This is a genomic window from Pseudomonas sp. NY15372 (assembly GCF_048068215.1).
Lineage (GTDB): Bacteria > Pseudomonadota > Gammaproteobacteria > Pseudomonadales > Pseudomonadaceae > Aquipseudomonas > Aquipseudomonas guariconensis_A.
This window is the reverse complement of record NZ_JBLUPY010000026.1, coordinates 1-18,128: the sequence shown is the minus strand read 5'-3', so window position 1 is coordinate 18,128 and position 18,128 is coordinate 1. Positions and strand designations below refer to the sequence as shown.

15 protein-coding genes and 7 tRNA genes are annotated in these 18,128 nt (G+C 63.2%); 5 read left to right on the top strand and 17 right to left on the bottom strand.

Going from position 1 to position 18,128, the window contains the following annotated elements:
• The first annotated feature begins 23 nt into the window (after positions 1-23).
• Entirely contained in the window at positions 24-902 is an 879-nt protein-coding gene (locus ACNFG0_RS16760; RefSeq protein WP_196147002.1) for a LysR family transcriptional regulator, read from the top strand.
• 56 nt (positions 903-958) lie between these two features.
• Positions 959-4,255, top strand: coding sequence for a PAS domain S-box protein (locus ACNFG0_RS16755; protein WP_196147001.1), 3,297 nt, complete (start codon positions 959-961; stop codon positions 4,253-4,255).
• 61 nt (positions 4,256-4,316) lie between these two features.
• Here ACNFG0_RS16755 and ACNFG0_RS16750 read toward each other — a convergent pair whose 3' ends face one another.
• Positions 4,317-4,760, bottom strand: a complete 444-nt coding sequence (locus tag ACNFG0_RS16750; RefSeq protein WP_196145022.1) for an Hsp20 family protein — start codon at positions 4,758-4,760, stop codon at positions 4,317-4,319.
• 214 nt (positions 4,761-4,974) lie between these two features.
• On the bottom strand, positions 4,975-5,946 hold the full coding sequence (locus ACNFG0_RS16745) for a tRNA dihydrouridine synthase (RefSeq protein WP_196145021.1): 972 nt from the start codon (positions 5,944-5,946) through the stop codon (positions 4,975-4,977).
• A 313-nt stretch (positions 5,947-6,259) separates the two neighbouring features.
• Here ACNFG0_RS16745 and ACNFG0_RS16740 point away from each other — a divergent pair, with 313 nt between their 5' ends.
• Positions 6,260-6,466, top strand: a complete 207-nt coding sequence (locus ACNFG0_RS16740) for a hypothetical protein (protein WP_416765685.1) — start codon at positions 6,260-6,262, stop codon at positions 6,464-6,466.
• Positions 6,467-6,589: 123 nt separating this feature from the next.
• Here ACNFG0_RS16740 and ACNFG0_RS16735 read toward each other — a convergent pair whose 3' ends face one another.
• From ACNFG0_RS16735 to uvrB, 11 genes are all read right to left on the bottom strand, one after another.
• A complete protein-coding gene (locus tag ACNFG0_RS16735) occupies positions 6,590-7,027 on the bottom strand; it encodes an acyl-CoA thioesterase (protein WP_416765683.1) in 438 nt (145 codons plus the stop codon).
• A gap of 43 nt (positions 7,028-7,070) precedes the next feature.
• Entirely contained in the window at positions 7,071-7,904 is an 834-nt protein-coding gene (locus ACNFG0_RS16730) for an alpha/beta fold hydrolase (RefSeq protein ID WP_196145020.1), read from the bottom strand.
• Positions 7,905-7,928: 24 nt separating this feature from the next.
• Positions 7,929-8,468: a TetR/AcrR family transcriptional regulator gene (locus ACNFG0_RS16725; protein WP_196145019.1), complete on the bottom strand. Its 540-nt coding sequence runs from the start codon at positions 8,466-8,468 to the stop codon at positions 7,929-7,931.
• Positions 8,469-8,636: 168 nt separating this feature from the next.
• Positions 8,637-8,712, bottom strand: a tRNA-Glu gene (locus tag ACNFG0_RS16720).
• Between the two features lie 43 nt (positions 8,713-8,755).
• Positions 8,756-8,831, bottom strand: a tRNA-Ala gene (locus ACNFG0_RS16715).
• Between the two features lie 68 nt (positions 8,832-8,899).
• Positions 8,900-8,975 (bottom strand) — tRNA-Glu (locus ACNFG0_RS16710).
• Positions 8,976-9,017: 42 nt separating this feature from the next.
• Positions 9,018-9,093, bottom strand: a tRNA-Ala gene (locus tag ACNFG0_RS16705).
• 53 nt (positions 9,094-9,146) lie between these two features.
• Positions 9,147-9,222, bottom strand: a tRNA-Glu gene (locus tag ACNFG0_RS16700).
• Between the two features lie 78 nt (positions 9,223-9,300).
• Positions 9,301-9,376: transfer RNA gene (locus ACNFG0_RS16695), tRNA-Ala, on the bottom strand.
• Between the two features lie 331 nt (positions 9,377-9,707).
• Positions 9,708-11,189 (bottom strand): glutamate--tRNA ligase, encoded by a 1,482-nt coding sequence (gene gltX, locus ACNFG0_RS16690; RefSeq protein ID WP_416765682.1) that lies wholly within the window; start codon positions 11,187-11,189, stop codon positions 9,708-9,710.
• A gap of 151 nt (positions 11,190-11,340) precedes the next feature.
• On the bottom strand, positions 11,341-13,356 hold the full coding sequence (gene uvrB, locus ACNFG0_RS16685) for an excinuclease ABC subunit UvrB (RefSeq protein ID WP_196156320.1): 2,016 nt from the start codon (positions 13,354-13,356) through the stop codon (positions 11,341-11,343).
• A gap of 278 nt (positions 13,357-13,634) precedes the next feature.
• Here uvrB and ACNFG0_RS16680 point away from each other — a divergent pair, with 278 nt between their 5' ends.
• Positions 13,635-14,831 carry an amino acid aminotransferase gene (locus tag ACNFG0_RS16680; protein WP_196145017.1) on the top strand — a complete coding sequence of 399 codons (1,197 nt, stop codon included), beginning with the start codon at positions 13,635-13,637 and terminating at the stop codon, positions 14,829-14,831.
• Positions 14,832-14,893: 62 nt separating this feature from the next.
• Positions 14,894-14,969: transfer RNA gene (locus tag ACNFG0_RS16675), tRNA-Asn, on the top strand.
• 63 nt (positions 14,970-15,032) lie between these two features.
• Here ACNFG0_RS16675 and ACNFG0_RS16670 read toward each other — a convergent pair.
• The 4 genes from ACNFG0_RS16670 to ACNFG0_RS16655 all read right to left on the bottom strand — a co-directional run bounded on the left by ACNFG0_RS16670 (position 15,033) and on the right by ACNFG0_RS16655 (position 17,825).
• Complete coding sequence (locus ACNFG0_RS16670; protein WP_230385991.1) at positions 15,033-15,419, bottom strand: cupin domain-containing protein; 387 nt, start codon at positions 15,417-15,419, stop codon at positions 15,033-15,035.
• Between the two features lie 198 nt (positions 15,420-15,617).
• A complete protein-coding gene (locus ACNFG0_RS16665; protein ID WP_416765679.1) occupies positions 15,618-16,175 on the bottom strand; it encodes a DUF1285 domain-containing protein in 558 nt (185 codons plus the stop codon).
• 10 nt (positions 16,176-16,185) lie between these two features.
• Positions 16,186-16,791: a DUF4823 domain-containing protein gene (locus ACNFG0_RS16660; protein ID WP_416765677.1), complete on the bottom strand. Its 606-nt coding sequence runs from the start codon at positions 16,789-16,791 to the stop codon at positions 16,186-16,188.
• A gap of 65 nt (positions 16,792-16,856) precedes the next feature.
• Positions 16,857-17,825, bottom strand: a complete 969-nt coding sequence (locus tag ACNFG0_RS16655) for a GTP 3',8-cyclase MoaA (RefSeq protein WP_196145013.1) — start codon at positions 17,823-17,825, stop codon at positions 16,857-16,859.
• Between the last annotated feature and the right edge of the window lie 303 nt (positions 17,826-18,128).

The window sequence follows — 18,128 nt, the reverse complement described above, 5'->3', positions numbered from 1 at the left end:
ATAACCGACAGGAATTCGAATCCATGGACCTGGCCAACCTCAGTGCCTTCATCGCCATCGCCGAGACCGGCAGTTTTTCCGGGGCCGGCGAGCGCCTGCACCTGACCCAGCCAGCCATCAGCAAACGCATCGCCGGGCTCGAGCAGCAGCTGGACGTGCGCCTGTTCGACCGCCTCGGCCGCGAGGTGACCTTGACCGAGGCCGGCCGTGCCCTGCTGCCGCGCGCCTATCAGATTCTCAATGTGCTGGATGATACCCGACGGGCCTTGAACAATTTGACCGGCGAAGTCACGGGTCGCCTGACCCTGGCCACCAGCCACCATATCGGCCTGCACCGTCTGCCCCCGCTGTTGCGGGCCTTCACCCGGGAGCACCCTGGCGTGGCGCTGGATATTCAGTTCCTCGATTCGGAAGCGGCCTACGATGAAATTCTCCATGGCCGCGCGGAAATCGCTGTGATCACCCTCGCCCCCGAGCCCCATCATCTGATCCGGGCAGTTCCGGTATGGGACGACGCCCTGGACTTCGTCGCAGCGCCGGAGCACCCGCTGGCCAGCAATCAGCAGGTCAGCCTGGCCGATGTGGCTCGGCACCCGGCCGTGTTCCCCGGCGGCAACACCTTCACCCACCACATCGTCCAGCGCCTGTTCGAAAGCCAGGGCCTGGCGCCGAACATCGCCATGAGCACCAATTACCTGGAAACCATCAAGATGATGGTGTCCATCGGCCTGGCCTGGAGCGTGCTGCCGCGCACCATGCTCGATGAGCAGGTTGCATCCATCGCCTTGCCCGGCATACAGCTGTCCCGCCAGCTAGGCTACATTTTGCATACGGAACGCACGCTGTCGAACGCGGCCAGGGCGTTCATGGCCTTGCTCGACAGCCATGCAGGGTCCGCCTGACTCCGGGTCGGTCGGCCTTCTTCAAGGACGCGTCATCCGCCAAAGGTCTGGTATCGATGCCCAAATCAGCAAACCGTTTTCCGCGCCTGCCACGCATTCACGCGGCGGATCCCCAGGAGTCGGAGCAGACCTGGCAGAACGCCCCGCAACTGCTGGCCGCGCTCAATGGGGCCCGCCTCGGTGCCTGGCTCTGGGATATAGAAAGCGGCCGGGTCAGTTGGTCCCGTGCCACCCAGGCCTTGTTCGGTTTCGACCCGCAGCGGCCCATGCCCCGCGACATCGACTACCTTGAACTGCTGCCCGAGGAAGACCGCGCCCGCACGCGCCAGGTGTTCCAGGCCGTGGCCAATGGCGAGCCGGTGGAACAGGCCATGCGCCACCGCATCCGCTGGCCGGATGGCAGCCTGCATTGGCTTGAGATCAACGGCAGCCTGACCCACGACCGTCATGGTCGCCCGCAGATGATCGGCGTGGTCCGTGAGATCACCCGGCAACGGGAGCGGGAAACCGCGCTGATCAACTCGGAAAAGCGCTTTGCGACGCTGTTCCACCTAAGCCCCAACGCGATTCTGCTGACCCGGCGCCATGACGGCATGATCTATGAGGTCAATCAACACTTCGAGGACATGTTCGGCTGGCCGGGCGACCAGGTGGTCGGCAAGACCACCTTGGAGCTGGGCCTGTGGGTCAACCCGGACCTGCGCCACCAGGTGCTCGACAACACCCGCGGCAATGCTGGGCCACTGACCCTGGAAGTGCAGTTCCGCGCCAGCACCGGCAAGCTCCACGACGGCATCCTGTGTACCCAGAGCATCGAACTCGAGGGGGTGACATACCTGCTCAGCACCTTCGTCGATACCAGCGAACGCAAGCGCGCCGAGCAGGCGCTCAAGGACAGCCAGGAGCGCCTGGACCTGGCGCTGGACTCCGCGCAACTGGGTACCTGGGACTGGCACATCCCCAGCGGCATGCTCTATGGCTCGGCCCGCGCCGCACAATTGCACGGCCTGGAACCGGTGCCTTTCCACGAGTCCTTCGACGCATTCTTCGAAGGCGTGCCTGAGCAGGAGCGCAACGTCATGCGCCAGGCCTACCGCAGCCTGCGCGAAGGGCCGGCGGGCAATTACCAGATCACCTACCGTGTGCAACTGGAAAACGGCGCTTCGCGCTACATCGAAAGCCGCGCTCGCCTGTACCGCGACGAGCAAGGCAACCCGCTGCGCATGGCCGGCACCTTGCTCGACATCACCGACCAGGTGGAACGCGAACAGCGCCTTACCGCCTCGGAAGAGAAGTTCGCCAGCCTGTTCCAAGTCAGCCCCGACCCGATCTGTGTGACCCGCCAGGACAGCGGCCAGTTCATCGAGATCAACCGCGCCTTCACCCAGACCTTCGGCTGGAGCGCCGACCAGGTGATCGGCCGCACCGCCGAGCAGATCGGCCTGTGGGCCGAATCGGCCGCCCGCGCACAGCGCATCGAGCGGGTGATCCGCGAAAAAGCCCTGAGCAACGTGGCGGTGGTGGTCAACCATCGCAACGGCACCGCCCTCACCTGCCTGATTTCCAGTTGCCTGATCACGGTCGACGGCTCCCCTTGCAGCGTCACCACGCTGCGCGACATCACCCAGCAGCAGCGCGCCGAGGCAGCGCTCAAGGCCAGCGAGGAAAAGTTCGCCAAGGCCTTCCATTCCAGCCCCGACGCCATCACCCTCACCGAACGCCGGACGGGCCGCTATCTGGAGGTCAACGACGGCTTCTGCCGGCTGACCGGCTACAGCGCTGCCGAGGTGATCGGCCGCAGCGTCTACGAGATCGGCATCTGGGCCGACGAGAAGCAACGCGCCGCCTTGCTCACCGAGCTCAAGGAGCATGGCCGGGTACATCACCGGGAAATGCTCGGGCGCAACAAACGTGGCGACATCCTGACCGTGGAGGTCTCGGTCGAGCCGCTCAGCCTCAACGAGGCCGACTGCCTGTTGTTGACCGCCCGGGACGTCAGCCAATTGAAGAATGCCCAGGCGCAGATCCGCCACCTGGCTTACCACGACCCGCTGACCAACCTGCCCAACCGTGCCCTGCTGATGGATCGCCTGAGCCAGCAGATCGCCCTGCTCAAGCGCCACAATCTGCGCGGTGCCCTGCTGTTCCTGGATTTGGATCACTTCAAGCACATCAACGATTCCCTCGGCCACCCGGTGGGCGATACGGTGCTCAAGATCATCACCGCCCGCCTGGAGGCCAGCGTGCGCCTGGAAGACACCGTGGCACGCCTGGGCGGCGACGAATTCGTGGTGCTGCTCAGCGGCCTGGAGGGCAGCCGCGAACAGGTCGAGCATAAAGTGCGCGACCTGGCCGACACCCTGCGCGAGCTGCTCGCCGAGCCGATGTCCCTGGACGGCCAGCGCCTGCAGGTGACGCCAAGCATCGGCGTTGCGCTGATACCCGACCACGGCGCGACCCCGGCCGACCTGCTCAAGCGTGCCGATATCGCCCTCTACCGGGCCAAGGATTCAGGGCGCAACACCACACAGCTGTTCCATACCACCATGCAGAAGGCGGCCAGCGAGCGCCTGCGCATGGAGACCGACCTGCGCCTGGCCCTGGCCAGGGGCGAACTTGCCCTGCACTTCCAACCCCAGGTCGATGCCCGCGACAACCGCATCGTCGGCGCCGAGGTACTGCTGCGCTGGCATCACCCACAGCTGGGCCAGCAACCTCCGGCGCAGTTCATCCAGGTATTGGAGGAAAGCGGCCTGATCCTCGAAGTCGGCAACTGGATCCTCGACGAAGCCTGCGATGCCTGCGCGCGCATGCTGGCCGACGGGCTGATCGATGCCGACGACTTCAGCCTGTGCGTGAACATCAGCCCCCGGCAGTTCCGCCAGAACGATTTCGTCGAACGGGTGCTGCGCAGCCTGGACGACTACCGCCTGCCACGGCCGATGCTGACGCTGGAGATCACCGAGGGCATCGTCATCCAGAACCTGGAGGACACCATCAGCAAGATGCGTGAGCTCAAACGCTACGGGGTGAGCTTTGCCATGGACGACTTCGGCACGGGCTATTCCTCGCTGACCTACCTCAAGCGCCTGCCGGTGGATGCCTTGAAGATTGACCAGACCTTCGTGCGCGACGCCCCCAATGACCCGAACGACGCCGAGATCGTCCGGGCCATCGTGGCCATGGCCCGCAGCCTGGACCTGGCGGTGATCGCCGAAGGGGTCGAGCAGTCCGAGCAGCTGGAGTTCCTCGAGCGCCAGGGCTGCCACCTGTACCAGGGCTACCTGCACAGTCGGCCGCTGCCGCTGATGGAATTCCGCCAGATATTGATCGAGACCCCAGCGGATTATTGAGCCACCTCCCAAGAACGCGAAAAGGGCACCCGAAGGTGCCCTTTTCTTCACTGAGCCGAACTCAGTTCAGCGCAGGCTGTTCGCCATTGATCGGGATGCGCTTGGGCTTGGCTTCTTCCGGCACGATGCGCAGCAGGTCGATGCTGAGCAGGCCGTTGGCCAGGCCTGCGGCCTTCACCTCGATGTGGTCGGCCAGGCGGAAGGACAGCTTGAAGGCGCGCTGGGCAATGCCCTGATGCAGGTAGGTAACGCCTTCGGCGCTGTTGTCGCGCTTGCCGCCGGTGACGGTCAGGACGCCTTTTTCGACCTGAAGATCGAGGTCCTGCTCCTGGAAACCTGCTGCGGCAACCACGATGCGATAGTGGTCATCGCCGTGCTTTTCCACATTGTAGGGAGGGTAGCTGCTACCCGCCTCGTTACGTGCCGCGGATTCGAACAGGTCATTGAAACGGTCGAAGCCAACGGAATTGCGGAACAGTGGTGCGAGAGAGAAAGCGGTAGTCATGGTCATGAACTCCTGAGATTCAGCAAGTTAAGTCACTACGCGACCCGACTTCGGCATCGCGTACTCAAGAGATAGGGGCCGGCAAGGTGGTTTCAAGAGGGATGAACAAAAAATTTTTCGTCCAATCGCCGGCAAGCCGGCTCCCACCTGTCCTGCGCTGTTTTCAGAAGCTCCGCCAGACCTGTAGGAGCCGGCTTGCCGGCGATCGGGCCAGTCAGGCAACACATTCGTCGAATGCCTGCACCCCAACCCCGAGCAACCCGCTGATCCGCAGGCAATCATCCTCGCGCCGCAACTGGGCGAACAATGTCACCGCCTCGGGATAGCTGCGGGTCAACATGGCCAGCCACTGTTTCAACCGCCCCGGCGCATAGCGCGGCGACAGCTTGGCTTGGGCCTGGCGCCAGAATTCGCGCAGCAGTGGCAGCAGGTCGTCCCAGCTCATGGGCTGATAGTCGCGGCCATCGCGTGCCGCGGCGATCTGCAGGCCAAGGTCCGGCCGCGAGACCAGGCCACGCCCGAGCATGATGTCCTCGGCCCCGCTGACTTCACGGCAACGCCGCCAATCGTCCACGGTCCAGATCTCACCGTTGGCGAACACCGGCACCTTCACCACATCCTGCACCCGCGCCACCCACTCCCAGTGGGCCGGCGGCTTGTAGCCCTCGACCTTGGTCCGGGCATGCACCACCAGATGCTCGGCGCCGCCTTCGGCCAAGGCCGTGGCGCATTCCAAGGCACCGTCCGGGCTGTCGAAGCCCAGGCGCATCTTCGCCGTCACCGGAATGTGCGCCGGTACCGCCCGGCGCACTTCGCGAACGATGGCGTGCAACAGTTCCGGCTCCTTGAGCAGCACCGCACCGCCACGGGACTTGTTCACCGTCTTGGCCGGGCAACCGAAGTTCAGGTCGATCACCGGCGCACCCAGCTCGCAGGCCAGCACGGCGTTATCAGCCAGGCATGCCGGGTCCGAGCCGAGCAACTGCACACGCATCGGCACCCCGGCCGCGGTCCGCGCGCCCTGACGCAGCTCCGGCGCCAGCTTGTCGAACGACGATGGTGGCAGCAGGCGGTCGCAGACACGGATGAACTCGGTGACGCACCAGTCGATGCCACCGACCCGGGTCAGGACGTCGCGCAGGATGTTGTCGACCAGCCCCTCCATGGGGGCCAGGGCAATTTGCATGGGAAGAAGTCGCATTGAAAAATGCGCGAATGCTACCAGACTCGCTGAAAAAACGGTCAAGCATTCGTCCGAGAAGGCCTCCGTCGTCAGCTTAAAAGAAAGGAGGTGCTTGTCTTGCGAAGTGTTCGCCTCGAAGGATGCAGCGCCTGGTTTTGATCACAGGCAGACGGCGCACGATCTACTCATCTTCCGGATATCTTTTCCGTGAAAACCAAAAGAAAAGGACTACATGTCACTCAGAAGCGAGCCACAACCACGCCGCTAAAGGCCGGTATACGATTTTCCGACTCGCTAACGAGGCCAGGAGATTTCGATGAAGACATTGTTTACCGATCAGGAAACCAAAGCACTTCGTGGCATTGCACTCTTCCTGGTCCGCACCTTAGCGCCAACAACAGAGAGACGATGCTTCTCGATGAATGCTCTTCAAAGACCGCAAGGTACGGAAGAGCCTACGCGATTATCGTCCCATGAAACCTATCAGGCCTTACAACTACGAAATACTCAATTTTTCCCTTGAGCTACCTGCAGCAAAACCTCCACCAGAACCCGAAGAAACCGCAACGGAAGGGAACAGGCCCCTTGATAGAGCTCAGCCATTAGCCAAACCAATACAGCTCCATTTGATCATTAAGCAAATCGGTCAACTGATTGGCAAAAGAGCCGGGCCATAACCGTCGAGAAACTCGGCCGGCATACGCTTGGGCTTGCCGCTGGATAGCTCGATGCAAGCGAAGGTGGTTTGCGCGCGCAGCACGGTGACGCCATCGCGGGGGCGTTTGAGCTGGAAGCGGCGGGTCATGCGCAGGCGCTGGTCCCAGTCGATGATCCAGGTGGCCAGTTGCAGTTCGTCGTCCTCGTAGGCGGCGGCGAGGTAGTCGATTTCGTGGCGCACCACGGCCATGGCGCGATCCAGGCGCCGGTACTCGGCCAGGTCCAGCCCCAGGCGCTGGGAATGGCGCCACGCGCAGCGTTCCAGCCAGGTGACGTAGACGGCGTTATTGGCGTGGCCGAGGCCGTCGATGTCCTCGGCGCCGACACGAAGGTCGATGATGAATGGCGATGCCAGGTCCCAGCTCATGCCCGCTCCCGTTGGTCAGTGAACGGGCAGAGTGTACCGGATCTCAGGCGCTTTGCCGTACCCCGGTCGCGGTGCGGGCCAGCAGTTCGAGCACCGCCTCGTTCAGCCGCGGGTCGGCCAGCACGCGCTGGTGCCCACCTTCGTCCAGCACCATCAGGCGGCTGTCGAACCAGGCCTTGTGGATCAGCTGCGCCTCGCTGGCCGGCACCAGGGTGTCATCGCGGGCATGCACCACCAGACCGGGTAGGTCCAGCTGATAGCCGCTCACGTCCAGGCGCGAGATCTGCACGCCGACGTCCTGCTCGATCTGGCGAATGAACGCCGCCCTGGCCCGCGCCGGCAACCCCAGACGATGGGCAAAACCGCGCAGCACCCCCAACAGCTGTGCCGGCGCGGCAATGCTCACCGCCGCCTCGGTACGCAACCCCCATTGCAAGGCCAGCAGCAGGCTGGCGCCGCCCATGGAATGACCGATCACAGCTCGCAGCGGTGGCAACTCGCCAGCCGCCTCCAGCAAGGCACGGGCGAACAGCACTACGTGCGCCTGCTGCCCGGGAGAACGGCCATGGGCCGGGCCTTCCAGGGCCACCACCGTATGCCCGGCGGCCACCAAGGTGTCGATCAGCGCGGCGAATTGCGTTGGGCGCCCTTCCCAACCGTGCATCATCAACACCGTCGGACCCTTGCCCCAACGCAGGGCCGACAGGCCGAAACGCAGGGTGATGCGCTCAGCCCTGGCCAGCAGCGGCAGTTCCCACTGCCGTGGTGGCAAGTTGCGCGGGGTCATGAAGGCTCGGCGCATTCTGCCGGCGACATGCTCGGGGGCCAGGTGGCCAAGTGTACCGTTGACACCGCGAATCCAACTCAGGGTAGTCATGGCTTGCTCCAGGGGTCAGGTGGTTCAGATCACCGCCGACTTGGCGGCACGCAAGATCCGGTCGGACAATTCGCTACCGCCCAGCGCCCGGGCCAGAGCCAGGCCGCCAACCATCAAGGCGAGGTCGGCGAGGGCCTTGTCGATGTCTTCGGGCCGATCGACCATCTGTGCGGTGATCAGCTCAATGTGCTCGGCCAGCACGTCGCGAAAGGCGTCCGGCAGGCGCTGCATCTCGCTCAAGGCATTGGGCAGTGGGCAGGCATGCTCCTGGGCATCACGGTGCTTGCGCGAGAGGTAGAACGCCGCCACCAGGGCTCGCCGCCCTTCGGCATCGAGGCTGGGGTCCACCTGGGCGAGCAAGGCGCGTCGTTCGCCCAGCAACTGGCGAAACGCCTCCAGCATGAGTTCATCCTTGCTGTCGAAATGGGCATAGAACCCACCTACCGTCAGCCCGGCGGCGCTCATTACCTGGCTCACGCTCGGTTCGGCGGGGCCGTGCTGGATAAGGGCACTGCAGGCCGCATCCAGGATGCGTTCGCGGGTCTTGCTCTTCTTGTCGCTCATGGCCGGGCCTCGAAACATTATGAGCGTAATATTATGCTCGTAATATTTATTGGCAAGCGAAATCTGCCGCCGACGCTGCAATCACTTGATTTTTTTGGAGGAAGAAAAACAAAAGGCCCATTCAATATGCGAATGAGCCTTTGAAGTCCCGCAAAACGCGGGTAAAAATGGCGTCCCCTAGGGGACTCGAACCCCTGTTACCGCCGTGAAAGGGCGGTGTCCTAGGCCACTAGACGAAGGGGACGTGAACCTTCGTGCAGGCCTGCTTACGCAGACCCTGGCAGAATTGGTGGAGCTAAGCGGGATCGAACCGCTGACCTCCTGCATGCCATGCAGGCGCTCTCCCAGCTGAGCTATAGCCCCAAGTGAAAACAAAAGGCCCATCCAATGTGCGAATGAGCCTTTCAACTCCCGCAAAACGCGGGTAAAAGTGGCGTCCCCTAGGGGACTCGAACCCCTGTTACCGCCGTGAAAGGGCGGTGTCCTAGGCCACTAGACGAAGGGGACAACAACCTTCGTACCGACCCGCTTACGCGGACCTGGCAAAATTGGTGGAGCTAAGCGGGATCGAACCGCTGACCTCCTGCATGCCATGCAGGCGCTCTCCCAGCTGAGCTATAGCCCCGGATTTCTAGCCTCTCGGCCCAGCGACATCGTGAAACATCGCTTGTGTAAAACTGGCGTCCCCTAGGGGACTCGAACCCCTGTTACCGCCGTGAAAGGGCGGTGTCCTAGGCCACTAGACGAAGGGGACGAACCTTCTACCTTCAAGACCGATTTGCTGGAACCGATCTTTCTTCCCGACCAGCCTAGCTGATCGTGAAGCGGAATTTGGTGGAGCTAAGCGGGATCGAACCGCTGACCTCCTGCATGCCATGCAGGCGCTCTCCCAGCTGAGCTATAGCCCCACAATGTCGCGCTGAACTGGAATCGCTGGCTGGGTGCCTGGCGTTTCGCTTTAGCTCATCGCTGTGGACGGGGCGCATATTAAGATCCGATTGCAGGGCTGTCAAACATATTTTTGAAAATATCCAAAAAATTTTTCACAGATAACAATCACTTATCGCCCTGCCCCGTTTTCGAGACCACTGGGTCCTGTAAGCGCGAATTGTAGGAGCGGCCTTGCGCCGCGAAAGGGCCGCACAGCGGCCCCATGGGTTTGGCACCGAGATGCAAAACGCGAGACCGCGTGCGCTCCTTTCGCGACGCAAGGCCGCTCCTACGAAAGCGCGGAAGGCTTCAGGCGATAGTCGCCAGCAGCTTCTCCCACTCCTTGTTTTCCTTCTTCGACACACCACCGAGCAGGTCCAGGGCCTGGCGCAGGCGGTAGCGGGTCAGGTCAGGGCCGAGGATTTCCATGGCATCGAGCACCGAGACCGAACTGGCCTGGCCGGTGATCGCGGCGAACATCAGCGGCATGGCATCACGCAATTTCAGTTCCAGGGCTTCGACCACGGCTTGGATGCAACCGGTGATGCGGTCCTTTTCCCACTGGCGCAGGCTCTCGAGCTTCCACAGGATCAACTGCATCACCTGACGCACCTGGTCGGCGGACAGCTTCTTGCTTTCGAACAGCTTGGCGTCGAGCCTCAGGCCGCCTTCGAAGAAGAAGCCGCCCAACGGGGCGATCTGGCTGAAGGTTTCGACCCGGCCCTGTACATGGGGCGCGATCTTCATCATGTAGTCGCTGTTGAAGGCCCACTTCTGCACACGCGCGGCGAATTCTTCCACCGGCAGGTCGCGCAGCCACTGGCCGTTGAGCCAGGACAGCTTCTCGATGTCGAAGATCGGGCCACCCAGGGAGATACGCGACAGGTCGAAGTGTTCGACCATCTCGGCCAGGGAGAACTTCTCGCGCTCGTCGGGCATCGACCAGCCCATGCGGCCCAGGTAGTTGAGCATCGCCTCGGGCATGAAGCCCATGCGCTCGTAGAAGGTCACCGAGGTCGGGTTCTTGCGCTTGGACAGCTTGCTCTTGTCGGGGTTACGCAGCAGCGGCATGTAGCACAGCTTGGGTTGTTCCCAGCCGAAATACTCATACAGCTTGATCAGTTTCGGTGCCGACGGCAGCCATTCCTCGCCGCGCAGGACGTGGGTGATGCCCATCAGGTGGTCATCGACCACGTTGGCCAGGAAGTACGTCGGCAGGCCGTCGTTCTTCATCAGCACCTGCATGTCCATGCGGTCCCATGGGATCTCGACGTCGCCACGGAGCATGTCCGGCACCACGCACACACCCTCGCTCGGCACTTTCATGCGGATCACATGGGGCTCACCGGCGTCCAGGCGGCGCTGCACTTCCTCGGCGCTCAGCAACAGCGCGCGACCGTCGTAGCGTGGGGTCTCGCCGCGGGCCATCTGCTCAGCGCGCATCTGCTCCAGCTCTTCGGCGGTGCAGAAGCAATAGAAGGCGTGGCCGGCGTCTACCAATTGCTTGGCGTACTTGGCGTAGATCTCGCCACGCTCGCTCTGCCGATACGGGCCATGGGGGCCACCGACGTCCGGGCCCTCGTTCCACTCGATGCCGAGCCAACGCAGGGCGTCGAAGATCTGCTGCTCCGACTCGCGGGTCGAACGCAACTGGTCGGTGTCTTCGATACGCAGGATGAACTCACCGCCGTGCTGCTTGGCGAAGCAGTAGTTGAACAGGGCGATGTAGGCGGTGCCGACATGGGGATCGCCGGTAGGCGATGGCGCGATGCGCGTGCGAACGGTGGTCATGGAGAGTCTCGGACGAAAGATGAAACAAAGGCCGAATGGTAGCAGGGAGCGGGCGTCGGGCTCCAGCGATGGCGCGCCGACGTGCGTCGAGGGCCGCAGACAGGGCCGGCCCAGTCGCAGGGCAAGGGCTTCGTCCTTGTAGGCAAGGCACTCAACTGGCGATCAGGCGATCGCGCAGCTGGGCAATTTCGTCACGCAACTGCGCCGCGGCCTCGAACTCCAGGTCGCGGGCCAACTGGAACATCTTCTCTTCCAGCAGCTTGATGCGCTTGGTGATCTGGGCTGGGGTCTGCAGCTCGGCCTCATAGCGGGCGCTCTCCTCTGCCGCCTTGGCCATGGCCTTGCGCTTCTTGCTGCGCCCGCCGGGCACGCTGGCGCCTTCCATGATGTCTGTGATGTCCTTGACCACACCCTTGGGCACGATGCCGTGGGCCTGGTTGAAGTCGATCTGCTTGGCCCGGCGCCGCTCGGTCTCGTCGATGGCCCGCTGCATGGAGCCGGTGACCTGGTCGGCATAGAGGATCGCCTTGCCATTGAGGTTGCGCGCGGCCCTGCCGATGGTCTGGATCAGCGAGCGCTCCGAGCGCAGGAAGCCTTCCTTGTCGGCATCGAGGATGGCCACCAGCGAGACTTCGGGCATGTCCAGGCCCTCGCGCAGCAGGTTGATGCCCACCAGCACGTCGAAGGTACCCAGGCGCAGGTCGCGGATGATTTCCACCCGTTCGACGGTGTCAATATCCGAGTGCAGGTAGCGCACACGCACGTCGTGGTCGGCCAGGTAGTCGGTGAGGTCCTCGGCCATGCGCTTGGTCAGCGTCGTGGCCAGCACCCGCTCGCCGGCAGCGACGCGCTTGTGGATTTCCGAAAGCAGGTCGTCGACCTGGGTCAGCGCCGGGCGCACCTCCACTTGCGGGTCCACCAGGCCGGTGGGCCGTACCACCTGCTCCACCACCCTGCCCGCATGTTCGGCCTCGTAGGGGCCGGGGGTCGCCGAGACGAAGATGGTCTGCGGGCTGACCGCCTCCCATTCGTCGAAACGCATGGGCCGGTTGTCCAGCGCCGACGGCAGGCGGAAGCCGTATTCGACCAGCGTTTCCTTGCGCGAGCGGTCGCCCTTGTACATGGCACCGACCTGGGGAACGCTGACGTGGGACTCGTCGATCACCAGCAGCGCATCGGCCGGCAGGTAGTCGTACAGGGTCGGCGGCGGCGCGCCGGCCGGGCGCCCGGACAGGTAGCGCGAGTAGTTCTCGATGCCATTGCAGTAGCCCAGCTCCAGGATCATCTCCAGGTCGAAGCGGGTGCGCTGCTCCAGGCGCTGGGCCTCCACCAGCTTGTTGGCCTTGTGCAGGTACTCCAGGCGGTCCTGGAGTTCTTCCTTGATGCCCTCCACCGCCTCGAGCAGGGTTTCGCGCGGGGTGACGTAGTGGCTCTTGGGGTAGAAGGTGAAACGCGGCAGCTTGCGGATGACCTCGCCGGTGAGCGGGTCGAAGGCGGCGATGTTCTCCACCTCGTCGTCGAACAGCTCGATGCGAATGGCTTCGAGGTCCGATTCGGCCGGGAAGATGTCGACCACATCGCCACGCACGCGGAAGGTGGCGCGGGCGAAGTCCATCTCGTTGCGGGTGTATTGCAGGTCGGCCAGGCGGCGCAGCAAGGCACGCTGGTCGAGCTTGTCGCCACGGTCGACGTGCAGGACCATCTTCAGGTACGTCTCCGGGCTGCCCAGGCCGTAGATGCATGACACCGTGGTGACGATGATCGCGTCACGACGCTCCAGCAGCGCCTTGGTCGCCGACAGGCGCATCTGTTCGATGTGGTCGTTGATCGACGCGTCCTTCTCGATGAAGGTGTCCGATGACGGTACGTAGGCTTCCGGCTGGTAGTAGTCGTAGTAGGAAACGAAGTACTCCACCGCATTGTTCGGGAAGAACGCCTTGAACTCGCCATACAGCTGCGCGGCCAGGGTCTTGTTCGGTGCCAGCACCAGGGTCGGGCGTTGTACCTGCTGGATGACGTTGGCGATGCTGAAGGTCTTGCCCGAGCCGGTCACCCCGAGCAGGGTCTGGTGCGAAAGCCCGGCCTCGATACCCTCGACCATCAGGCGGATGGCCTCGGGTTGGTCGCCGGCCGGCTGGAAACGGGTGACGAGCTGGAACTCGGACATGACGGGACCTCGTGGATGACGCGGCAACTGTAAATTTAGCCAGTAGTCTAACCCAAATGAGCGCGCCCGGCGCCCGTTTCAAGGACTGGCCTTTCAATGGACCGGGCAATTAGACCAATGGTCGAAAAATATTCGCACAAAAGCCCGGAAAAGCTGCGCCAGACTGTCGCGGTGACCGGTCGGTATCACTATACTGACTCCCCGTTTGCGCACCGCTTCAACGCACTCGGCCGGAGCATGCGCGCCCTATCACTCTCCCATTCAGAGCCAAGGTAACAATGAGCCTGTTTTCCGCTGTCGAGCTGGCACCCCGCGACCCCATCCTGGGCCTCAACGAAGCATTCAACGCCGATACCCGTACCGCCAAGGTCAACCTGGGCGTGGGCGTCTATTGCAATGAGGAAGGCCGTATCCCGCTGCTGCGCGCGGTGATCGAAGCCGAGACCCAGCGTGCCGCCCAGCACGCCTCCCGCGGCTACCTGCCGATCGACGGTATCGCCACCTACGACCAGGCAGTACAGAAGCTGCTGTTCGGCGCCGAGTCGCCGCTGCTGGCCGCAGGCCGCGTGGTGACCGTGCAGGCGGTCGGCGGCACCGGCGCTCTGAAGATCGGCGCAGACTTCCTCAAGCGCCTCTCGCCCGACGCCGTGGTCGCCATCAGCGACCCGAGCTGGGAAAACCACCGGGCCCTGTTCGAAACCGCGGGCTTCCCGGTGCAGAACTACCGTTACTACGATGCGCCGAGCAACGACGTCAACCGCGCCGGCATGCTCGAGGACCTGAACAACCTGCCGTCCGGCTCGATCATCGTCCTGCACGCCTGCTGCCACAACCCGACCGGTGTCGACCTGGGCCTGGACGACTGGAAGAACGTCCTGGAGGTGGTCAAGGCCAAGGGCCATGTGCCGTTCCTCGACATGGCCTACCAGGGCTTCGGCGATGGCATCGCCGAAGACGCCTTCGCCGTGCGCCTGTTCGCCGAGTCGGGCCTGGACTTCTTCGTTTCCAGTTCGTTCTCCAAGTCGTTCTCGCTGTACGGCGAGCGCGTCGGCGCGCTGTCGATCGTCACCGGTTCCAAGGACGAAAGCACCCGCGTGCTGTCCCAGGTCAAGCGCGTGATCCGCACCACCTATTCCAACCCGCCAACCCACGGCGCCAGCATCGTCGCCGCCGTGCTCAACAGCACCGAGCTGCGCCAGATGTGGGAAGCCGAGCTGGGCGAGATGCGCGGTCGCATCCATGGCATGCGCAAGCAGATGGTCCAGTTGCTGGCCGAATACGGTGCCAAGCGCGATTTCAGCTTCGTCGGTCGCCAGCGCGGCATGTTCTCCTACTCGGGCCTGACCGCCGAACAGGTCGGCCGCCTGAAGGACGAGTTCGGCATCTATGCCCTGGACACCGGCCGCATCTGCGTGGCCGCGCTGAACCAGAGCAACATCCACGTGGTCACCAAGGCCATCGTCGAGGTGCTGTAACCCGTTGATTGCCAGGGGGTAAGCTTGACTTCCCCTTGGCAATCAGTAAGATACGCCCAGATTCCGCGATAGCTCAGTCGGTAGAGCAAATGACTGTTAATCATTGGGTCCCTGGTTCGAGTCCAGGTCGCGGAGCCAAACACTGAAAAACCTCCAGTTGCGCAAGCACTGGAGGTTTTTTCGTTTCTGGCGTCGCACTTTTTATTTCAGCGGTTCGGTCACTGGCTTGTCTTCGTCCACCAGGCTCCAGACCAGCAGCTTGGCTGGCTGGGTCTTGCTGGCATTACGCGAGACGCTGTGCACGGTGCCCGGCGCTTCGTACCAATACTCCCCCGCCTTGTAGGTGTGTTCCTGGTCATCGTTGAGCTTCGATACCACCGCGCCTTCAAGCACGTAGGCCATCACCGCCCCTGGGTGCTGATGGGCAGGCGATGCCTGGCCTGGAGCATAGTGAACGGTGAGCATCACGGCTTTCTTGCCCGGCGCATTGCTGGGGCGCTTTTCCTGCAGGACCTTGACCTGATCGGGCTGCTCACCGTGGGCCCAGACGGGAGCCTGGACGCCTAGTACGCAGAAGGCAAACAGCATGGCGATGGATAGACGGGGAATGTTCATGGTGTTCTCCTGTTGGCGACTGCCAGCAGGTTATGCCCAGGCGGCTCGCGGACAAATGGCCAATACAGGGAAAAACGAGGAGGCCTATTAGGGCCGCAGGCGACGCACACGCTGTACCCATGTACGAGCGGCCTTGCGCCGCGAAAGGGCTGCAAGGCAGCCCCAGCATCCTCAAAGACGCCCCACCGGATAGAACTCCCCGCCACTCCAGACCCCAAGCCACTCCTGCCCCTCGATCTCACGCGGCACCGCCAGCTCCACCAATTGGTAGAACACATTGCGGTGGATCAGCGCCTCGAGGTTGCTGCGCATCAGGATGTAGGGCGAAGGCTCTTGGGTCAGAGGGTCGATCTCGACCCGCAACGGGTGCTCTGGGCCCGCCTCGACCTGATCATCGACATTGCTGGTAAAGCGCAGCACCTGCTGCTCGCCACTGCCCTGCACCTCGAGCAGCACGGCGACGAAAGGCGCGTCATCGACCCGGATACCGACCTTCTCTACCGGCGTAACCAGGAAATAGTCATCGCCATCACGACGGATGATGGTGGAGAACAACCGGACCATCGGCTTGCGCCCGATCGGCGTCCCCAGGTAGTACCAGGTGCCATCGCGGGCGATGCGCATGTCGATGTCGCCGCAGAAATCCGGGTTCCACAGGTGTACCGGCGGCAATCCCTTTTCCTTGGGGATCTGCGCCAGAAGATCATTGGCCTTGCCGGTACCTGTCATCACCCTACCCTCAACGACTCATGCCCAAGAGGCTACGAGCGTAATCGCGCATAGGGGGGCCAAGCAAATCTTCCGGCGCCTTGTCGTGAAACGTCAACAAACCGCCACGGCTCTTGATCCGCGCGGTATCGATCAAGTAGCGGGTGCTGGTCTCGATCAACATCATCTGCACCACGCCGGTGTCGACGCCCAGGCGGTCGACGGCCTGCTCGTCATACCATTCGTCACCGTTGCCGATGCGATCGTCGGTTCGGGCGAAACGGGTGTAGAGCACATAATGAGCGCCCACCGAGCGCGCTTCGGCCAATGCCTCCTCCAACCCCAGCGGGCCTTGGGCACGACGCACCAGCGGGAAGTATTCGACGAAGCTCTTGTAGGCCTCCTCGGCCACCACGTTCGCCCGGGGCACAGGCCCCTTGCCTGGCGGTGCGAAATGCCCCTGGCCGATGAAGATGAACGAGTCGGGCTGCAGGCGCACCGACAGGCTGCGACGGGTATCGCTGTGATCCAGCAGCCCGGCATCGCTCATGTGGTAGCGAACCCCCTCGCCCATATCACTGACATTCATGCAACCGCCCAGCGCCAACAGCGCCAGCGGCAAGACCAGCCTACGCATTCTTCCTCCAGAAACCGGCGACGAAAAACCGGCGAATAGCCGCCAGATGCAGCTTTTACGCCAGGTCAGCCGCCGATCACCTTCATCACCGTCACACCACCGGAAAACGCCACGTCCTGCTTGTCCGCCAGAGCCTTGACCAGCAAGCGTTGCAGGGCCGGCAAGGCTTGGTGGCGAGGCTTTTCCAGTAGGTCGCCGACAAAATGCCGGTTACCCGACGACAGGCAGCCGTGCAACCAGCCGGTGGAAGACAAGCGCAGCCGTGAGCAGGTCCGGCAGAACGGCACGCTCTCGTTGGCGATCACGCCAAAATGGCCTTTACCGGCCACCCGATAGCGTAAGGCGGTGGCATCCAGCGGCGCGCTGGCCTGTTGGAAGGCATGGGCTTGGCCAACCAGGCCGAGCAATTGCTCGAGGCTGACGAACTGCTGAAGAAATGCGTTGTGGTCGCGGGCAAGATGGCCCATGCGCATCAGCTCGATGAAGCGCAATTCGTAGCCCCGTTCCAGGCAGTAGTCGAGCAATGGCACTACCTGGTCCAGGTTCTGCCCGCGCATCGGCACCATGTTCACCTTGATGCCCATGCCGGCGGCACTGGCCTGTTCCATGCCGGCCAGCACCGTGGCCAGGTCGCCGCCACGGGCGATGCGGCGGAAGGCGTCGGGGTCGAGCGTGTCGAGGGATACATTCAGCCGACGGATACCGGCGGCCTTGAGCAACGGGAGCTTGCGCGAAAGCAACTGGCCATTGGTGGTCAGGCCGATATCCGCCAGGCCCAGCTTCCCCACGGCCTCGAGAAAGGCCTCGAGCCGCGGGCTGACCAGCGGCTCTCCCCCAGTGATACGCAGCCGTTCGATACCGGCAGCCTCGACCAGGTAGGCCACACCGCGGGCCAGCAGCTCAGCCGAGAGTTCGTCCTGCGCCGCCACCAGGCGCTTGCCGTCAGGCACGCAATACGTGCAGGCGTAGTTGCAGGCAGCCGTCAGGCTGACTCGCAGGTTGCGAAAGCGCCTGCCTTGACGATCGACGATCATGGGTGGGTGACTCCGGCACGGATGAATCGGGGCTGGCAAAACCTGACTCATAAATCAGGTTTTTGCAAGCCCCTTCTTTTGCCGGGCGATCGAATGGAGGCTGCTACGCGGCCTTTTCGCGGCATAGGCCGCTCCTACAGGGTGTGGTTGGCGCTGCACCAGTGGGAGCCGGCTTGCCCACAACCATAGAATCTCCCACAGAGGGTCAGCACTGGCCGTTTGTTCTTTGCTCGTCAGCGCAGCCCAAAGGGCTGGGTGACCTCCCGCAACAAGCGTACACAGGGCCTGTGGGAGCGGGCTTGC